This is a genomic window from Pontibacter rugosus (assembly GCF_042678745.1).
Taxonomy (GTDB): Bacteria; Bacteroidota; Bacteroidia; order Cytophagales; family Hymenobacteraceae; genus Pontibacter; species Pontibacter rugosus.
In genome coordinates this window covers 1-6293 of the sequence record NZ_JBHTLD010000246.1, presented here as the reverse complement: position 1 = coordinate 6293, position 6293 = coordinate 1, and the positions used below count along the sequence as shown (strand labels likewise).

The following is a 6293-nucleotide window of genomic DNA, read 5'->3' as shown; positions in this document are numbered from 1 at the left end:
ATCCGTCTATTAATTCATCTATATTTTACTAACCCTTACCCAATGAAGACAGCCCTTATAACCGGTGTGACCGGTCAGGACGGTGCATATCTTGCTGAGTTGTTACTTAGCAAAGGATACAAAGTGCATGGCATTAAGCGCCGCAGCTCTCTTATTAACACAGAACGTATAGATCACCTTTATCAGGATCCACACGAGAAGAATATCAATTTTAAGTTACACTACGGTGACTTAACTGACTCTACAAATATAATCCGTATTATACAGGAAACGCAGCCAGACGAAATTTATAACCTGGCTGCAATGAGTCACGTGAAAGTGAGCTTTGACTCTCCTGAGTATACTGCTAATGCAGATGGATTAGGCACTTTGCGTATTCTAGAAGCTATACGTATTCTTGGCCTTACAGAAAAGACTAGAATCTACCAGGCGTCGACTTCTGAGCTTTACGGTTTAGTGCAGGCTGTTCCTCAGTCTGAGACTACGCCGTTCTATCCTCGCTCACCATATGCTGTTGCTAAATTATACGGCTATTGGATTACTATTAACTATCGTGAAGCTTACGGCATGTATGCTTGCAATGGTATACTTTTCAATCATGAGTCTCCGTTGAGAGGCGAAACCTTCGTAACTAGAAAAATTACCCGTGCTGCTGCTCGCATTGCAATGGGATTGCAGGACGGTTTATACTTAGGTAACTTAGATGCTAAGCGTGACTGGGGACATGCCAAAGATTATGTAGAAGCCATGTGGAGAATCCTTCAGCAGGATGAGCCAGAGGATTACGTAATTGCGACAGGTGTTACGACTACTGTGCGTGATTTTGTGAAAATGGCATTCTCTGAAATGGGCATTTCAATTGAGTTCAGAGGCGAAGGAATCAACGAGAAAGGTTACGTTAGCGCTTGCAACAACCCTGATTATCAGGTTGAAATAGGACGTGAAGTAGTTTGCGTAGATGAGAACTACTTTAGACCTACTGAGGTAGATTTACTTATAGGTGATGCTACCAAGGCGAAAACAAAGCTGAACTGGGAACCTCAGTATGATTTAGCTGCGCTAGTAAAAGATATGATGAGATCTGATGTCGAGTTGTTTAAACGTGACAGCTACTTAGTAGAAGGTGGCCACCGTGTACTTAATCATCACGAATCTTAATTCGTTTAAAATTTCATAAAAGAGGCTCAGTTGCAATAGCGACTGAGCCTCTTTTTTTTCTAAAAATTTGAAACACTGGTTAGTATCACTCTCATATAATAAGAGTGTTGGGGCTTTTGTTAAAATATGTTTATAGTTGCTTACAACAAAAAAGGAGGGGTAGGTGCTTGATTTGCTTTTGAATCCTTAAAGCCTGTTTTAAATTCAACCTTTCTTACAGAATCACAGGTGTTAAGTATAAAGTTAATTCCGTCTTTATACTTAGCACGAGAGAATACAGTATGAATAGCAGCATACAGCTTTTAATAGAGCTGACTAAGTAAAGCGATGTTAACAGCTCTATTATAATTACCAGCAGCAATTATAATTTCAGATCAAGTATAAACAGAAAAAGGATCTGAAGTATAAACCTCAGATCCTTTTAAAGGAGCGGTCTGGACGGGACTCGAACCCGCGACCTCCGCCGTGACAGGGCGGCATTCTAACCAACTGAACTACCAGACCAAAAACTTCAATGTGCACCGCAATTTGCGATGCCTGCAAAAACCGCAGTATTACCTGCGGTCTGGACGGGACTCGAACCCGCGACCTCCGCCGTGACAGGGCGGCATTCTAACCAACTGAACTACCAGACCAAAAACTTCAATATGCACTGCCATTTGCGATGCCTGCAAAAAACCGCAGTATTACCTGCGGTCTGGACGGGACTCGAACCCGCGACCTCCGCCGTGACAGGGCGGCATTCTAACCAACTGAACTACCAGACCTTTTGTCTCTGCTCTAACTTTCTCCGTTAAAGTGATGCAAAGGTATGTTTACAATTTTAATTGTGCAAGCTCTTTGTATCTTTTTACTGCTATATTATCGTCTATTTTACCGAACATATTCATTTACAGATAAATTAATTTTTTGGACTCGTATAATTTTCAAGTTCTGTTACGCGCATTGCCGGAATCTATTAAATTTGTAACCTAAACTAGAGACGTACCTATGCTTTTAGATTTCGAACAGCCTATTGCTGCCCTTGAGGGTAAACTGCGTGAAATGAAAACATTGGCAGAAGACAGCCAAGTTGATGTATCGGAAGCGGTAAAGGCGCTGGAAGAGAAAATTAAAATCCTTAAAAAAGAAACTTACGCTAATTTAACTCGATGGCAGCGTGTGCAGCTGTCGCGCCACCCTGATAGACCTTATACTTTAGACTACATACATGGTCTAACAGATAAATTCGTAGAGCTACACGGTGACCGTACAGTGCGTGACGACAAAGCCATGGTAGGTGGTTTTGGAGAGGTAGATGGCCGCAGTATCATGTTTATCGGTCAGCAAAAAGGGCGTAATACAAAACAGCGCCAGATGCGAAACTTTGGCATGGCTAACCCCGAAGGTTACCGGAAAGCGCTTCGGTTGATGAAGATGGCTGAAAAGTTTAACAAGCCTATTGTCACCCTGATTGATACGCCTGGTGCCTTTCCTGGCTTAGAAGCAGAGGAGCGTGGTCAGGGAGAGGCCATAGCCCGCAACCTGAAAGAGATGTTTATGCTCAAGGTGCCGGTAATTTGCATCATTATAGGAGAGGGAGCTTCTGGTGGTGCCTTAGGGATAGCTATAGGAGACCGCGTAATGATGCTGGAGAACACATGGTATTCTGTTATATCTCCAGAATCTTGCTCGTCTATATTGTGGCGTAGCTGGAACTATAAGGAGCAGGCAGCTGAGGCGCTAAAGTTAACAGCGACAGACATGCTTCAGAACAAGCTTATAGATGGCATCATAAAGGAGCCGCTTGGGGGTGCACACACAGAGCCTGAGAAAATGATGCGCAAGATGAAGCGCGAGATCATAAAGTTGCTCGATGAACTGGAAGGTATGGACACCGAAGATCGTATCATGCAGCGCATTGAGAAATTCTCTGATATGGGTGTAGTACTGGAAGCGTAACTGCAACTACATGTTTATAGTATGAATTGACTTGGGACATCAGCTGTATGCCCCAAGTCTTTTTTGTTTAGAGCTTTCTAAAGCCTTACATTTAAGTATAAACCACACGTCATAACCATACCTATGAAACTACATGCAATAGATACTGGCTTTTTTAAGCTGGACGGAGGCGCCATGTTTGGCGTAGTACCGAAATCATTATGGCAACGAACAAACCCAGCTGATGAGAATAACCTCTGTACCTGGGCAATGCGGTGCATGCTCATAGAGGATGGAAATCGGTTGATACTGATAGATAATGGAATTGGCGATAAGCAGGATGCAAAATTTTACAGCCACTATTACCTGCATGGAGACACTACCTTGCTTGGATCACTCCAGAAAACTGGTTTCGCTCCGGAAGATGTAACAGATGTTTTCCTGACGCACCTGCACTTTGACCATTGTGGCGGCGGTGTAAAGTATAAAAATGCTGAAGGTGCCCTTGAATTAGTTTTCCCTAATGCCACCTACTGGTCAAATAAAGATCACTGGGAATGGGCAACCAAGCCTAATGCTCGAGAAAAAGCATCTTTTCTGAAAGAGAATATACTTCCAATGCAGGAGAGTGGCCACCTGAAGTTCGTGGATCCAGCTGCATCCTCTCCGTTTCCGCAATTTGATATTGTATATGCCGATGGCCATACTGACAAAATGATGGTGCCTGTCATCCCTTATAAAGGCAAGAAGATTGCTTTTATGGCTGATCTTCTTCCATCAGTAGGGCATCTTCCTATACCTTATGTAATGGGGTATGATACACGGCCACTTTTGACTTTAGATGAAAAGACTAAATTTCTGAATAGGGCAGCCGATGAAGAACTTATTCTTTTCTTCGAGCATGATGCCGTTAACGAGTGCTGTACAGTACAACACACAGAGAAAGGAGTTCGCCTAAAGGATACGTTTAAGTTAATCGATTTATAATGCGCATTGGTTTGGCTTTGTCTGGAGGCGGAGCAAGGGGAATAGCACATCTGGGGGTTTTAAAAGCCTTGGATGAGCAGGGAGTAAAAATCAGCATGATCTCAGGAGTAAGTTCAGGTGCTATAGCTGGCGTGCTATACGGTTACGGCTATAGTCCTGACGAAATTCTAAGCTTGATAAAAGAGCTAAGTGTATTTCAGGTGATGCGGCCTACATTTGGCAAAGCTGGCTTGCTGCACCTTGAAGAGGTTGAAAAACTTTATAACAAATACTTGGGCTCTCAGTTAAAGTTCGAGGATTTAAAGATACCCGTTGTGGTAAGCGCTACTGAAATGAATGAAGGTATAACAGCCTATTTTTCAACAGGAGAAGTAATCAAGCCCCTGCTTGCCTCCTCTGCAGTGCCTATACTTTATGAGCCGATCCAGTTTAACGGTAAAATGTTGAATGATGGCGGTTTACTCAATAACTTACCAGTTGAGCCACTTTATAGCAATTGCGATGTTAAAATCGGCGTTCACGTTAACCCTATCAATCATAAGGCAAATGTTACTTCCATTAGGGGTATGATTGAGCGCACGGTGATGCTGGCCATCAGTAACACTGTGAAACTGAGATTGCCACAATGCGACCTGTTGTTAGAACCTCAGGAGCTTCGCTATTATCGCCTTACAAGCTTTAGGAAAGCAGATGAAATATTTGACGTTGGGTATAGGTATGCGATGCATATGGAGCGTTATATTCAAAAATTAATTCATCAAATAAACTAAAAAACATTTTTCTAAAGATGCGTTTATGTAGAGGTAATCAGACAATAATCTATGTATGCGCAATTTATTTCTTCAACTATCATTCCTGCTCTTGGCATATTCTGGTCTAGCGCAGGAAAATAAGAGCTTTTTGGCCAAGGCCAAGATTAAACATGGCTCCGTACTAATTGGCGGTAACTTGCAGGCGGCATACTATGCAACCTCTAATTCATTAGACAAACCGCTGGCGCCTCAGGAAGGAAGCAGCTTAATAGGTAATCTAAATTTCAAAGGAGCCTATTTTGTTATGAATGATTTCGGAGTGGGGGTAGACCTTGGATTTGCACACGAGAGTTTGAAAGTAACTGTAGATGACGAACAGCAAAAGTATAAAAGGACCTATCTACTTGGCGGTCCTTTAGTAAGATATTACCTCGATAATGGTGTCTTTGGTGAGTTGACGTTGAAGACTGGCCTTTTAAACTTATCGGCAGGCAGTGACATAGATTTGTTTGACGGGGCTTTCGGTATCGGTTACGCCTGGTTTGTGAATGAGAAAGTTTCCATTGAGCCGATTTTATCCTTCAGGTACTACCGTGAGTGGAGCGGAGACAATGCCAATACAACTTTAGGACCTGTGTTGGGCTTTGGAGTTCAGGCTTATCTTTTGCGCAGAACCTCCCAAACCATCAAAGAGGGCTTGTAAAATAGCCGATATGTGAGTAACTATACATTTTATTTCCAAGCTAACATAAGGTGGGCACTTGCCCTACCTCCTCGAGTTTTTAATTTAACTCATTAAATGATCGCTAAATTTTTATCTAAGCTGATTTTTAAAGTTTCTGGTTGGACTTTAAAAGGAACATTAACGCCAGAAAACAGGCGCTGCGTCATGATTGCGGCGCCACATACAAGTAATTGGGACTTGATTTATGCACGTGCAGCCTTTTACTTAATGGATGCGCCGATTCGTTTTACCATCAAGAAAGAGTTTGTAGATGCACCCATTGTAGGTCCCTTACTTAAAAAGATGGGCGCTTTGCCCATAGATCGCTCTAAGAACACCAAGATGGTAGATGCTATGATAAAGATCATACGCGAGACCCCCGGGGATATGTGTGTGATGGTAACGCCAGAAGGTACACGTAAATACCAGCCTCGCTGGCGCAGGGGCTTCTATCATGTGGCTGAAGGCACTAACGTACCTATTGTGCTCGGCTATCTTGATTATGCAAAGAAAGAAGCAGGTATAGGGCCAGCAATCTATCCAACAGGTGACATGGAAGCCGACATAGAAAGAATCAAAGACTTCTACAGGACTAAAACCGGTAAGTATCCAGATCAAGGAGTGCTATAGATTTTTTAATTTAGAGCATGTTTAAAATTCATCCTTTGCGCTGCAAGCTGCCTGTAAAGAAACCTGGCTTCACGCTTTTCTCGCCCCATAGCGCTGCTATGAAGCTCTAAAACCGCTTTGTC

6 protein-coding genes and 3 tRNA genes are annotated in these 6293 nt (G+C 42.8%); 6 read left to right on the top strand and 3 right to left on the bottom strand.

The window, feature by feature from the left end:
* Nucleotides 1-42 precede the first annotated feature (42 nt).
* Complete coding sequence (gene gmd / locus ACFQ2O_RS18935) at nucleotides 43-1158, top strand: GDP-mannose 4,6-dehydratase (RefSeq protein ID WP_377531656.1); 1116 nt, start codon at nucleotides 43-45, stop codon at nucleotides 1156-1158.
* A 430-nt stretch (nucleotides 1159-1588) separates the two neighbouring features.
* Here the strand turns inward: gmd and ACFQ2O_RS18930 are convergent.
* From ACFQ2O_RS18930 to ACFQ2O_RS18920, 3 genes are all read right to left on the bottom strand, one after another.
* Nucleotides 1589-1662 (bottom strand) — tRNA-Asp (locus tag ACFQ2O_RS18930).
* A gap of 57 nt (nucleotides 1663-1719) precedes the next feature.
* A tRNA-Asp gene (locus ACFQ2O_RS18925) sits at nucleotides 1720-1793 on the bottom strand.
* A gap of 58 nt (nucleotides 1794-1851) precedes the next feature.
* Nucleotides 1852-1925, bottom strand: a tRNA-Asp gene (locus tag ACFQ2O_RS18920).
* A 223-nt stretch (nucleotides 1926-2148) separates the two neighbouring features.
* On the opposite strand from ACFQ2O_RS18920, the gene ACFQ2O_RS18915 reads away from it, so the two are divergent.
* From ACFQ2O_RS18915 to ACFQ2O_RS18895, 5 genes are all read left to right on the top strand, one after another.
* Entirely contained in the window at nucleotides 2149-3099 is a 951-nt protein-coding gene (locus ACFQ2O_RS18915) for an acetyl-CoA carboxylase carboxyltransferase subunit alpha (RefSeq protein WP_377531653.1), read from the top strand.
* A 123-nt stretch (nucleotides 3100-3222) separates the two neighbouring features.
* Nucleotides 3223-4065 (top strand): MBL fold metallo-hydrolase, encoded by an 843-nt coding sequence (locus ACFQ2O_RS18910; RefSeq protein ID WP_377531651.1) that lies wholly within the window; start codon nucleotides 3223-3225, stop codon nucleotides 4063-4065.
* Nucleotides 4065-4835, top strand: coding sequence for a patatin-like phospholipase family protein (locus ACFQ2O_RS18905; protein ID WP_377531648.1), 771 nt, complete (start codon nucleotides 4065-4067; stop codon nucleotides 4833-4835). The genes ACFQ2O_RS18910 and ACFQ2O_RS18905 overlap by 1 nt, the downstream gene beginning before the upstream one ends.
* 130 nt (nucleotides 4836-4965) lie before the next feature.
* Entirely contained in the window at nucleotides 4966-5520 is a 555-nt protein-coding gene (locus tag ACFQ2O_RS18900; protein ID WP_377531645.1) for a hypothetical protein, read from the top strand.
* A 96-nt stretch (nucleotides 5521-5616) separates the two neighbouring features.
* Nucleotides 5617-6171: a 1-acyl-sn-glycerol-3-phosphate acyltransferase gene (locus ACFQ2O_RS18895; RefSeq protein ID WP_377531642.1), complete on the top strand. Its 555-nt coding sequence runs from the start codon at nucleotides 5617-5619 to the stop codon at nucleotides 6169-6171.
* Nucleotides 6172-6293: the final 122 nt, after the last annotated feature.

Bases quoted from the DNA above. Each gene is read 5' to 3' on its own strand.
- ACFQ2O_RS18915 (WP_377531653.1), top strand. From the start codon at position 2,149: ATGCTTTTAGATTTCGAACAGCCTATTGCTGCCCTTGAGGGTAAACTG.
- ACFQ2O_RS18905 (WP_377531648.1), top strand. From the start codon at position 4,065: ATGCGCATTGGTTTGGCTTTGTCTGGAGGCGGAGCAAGGGGAATAGCA.
- gmd (WP_377531656.1), top strand. From the start codon at position 43: ATGAAGACAGCCCTTATAACCGGTGTGACCGGTCAGGACGGTGCATAT.
- ACFQ2O_RS18895 (WP_377531642.1), top strand. From the start codon at position 5,617: ATGATCGCTAAATTTTTATCTAAGCTGATTTTTAAAGTTTCTGGTTGG.
- ACFQ2O_RS18910 (WP_377531651.1), top strand. From the start codon at position 3,223: ATGAAACTACATGCAATAGATACTGGCTTTTTTAAGCTGGACGGAGGC.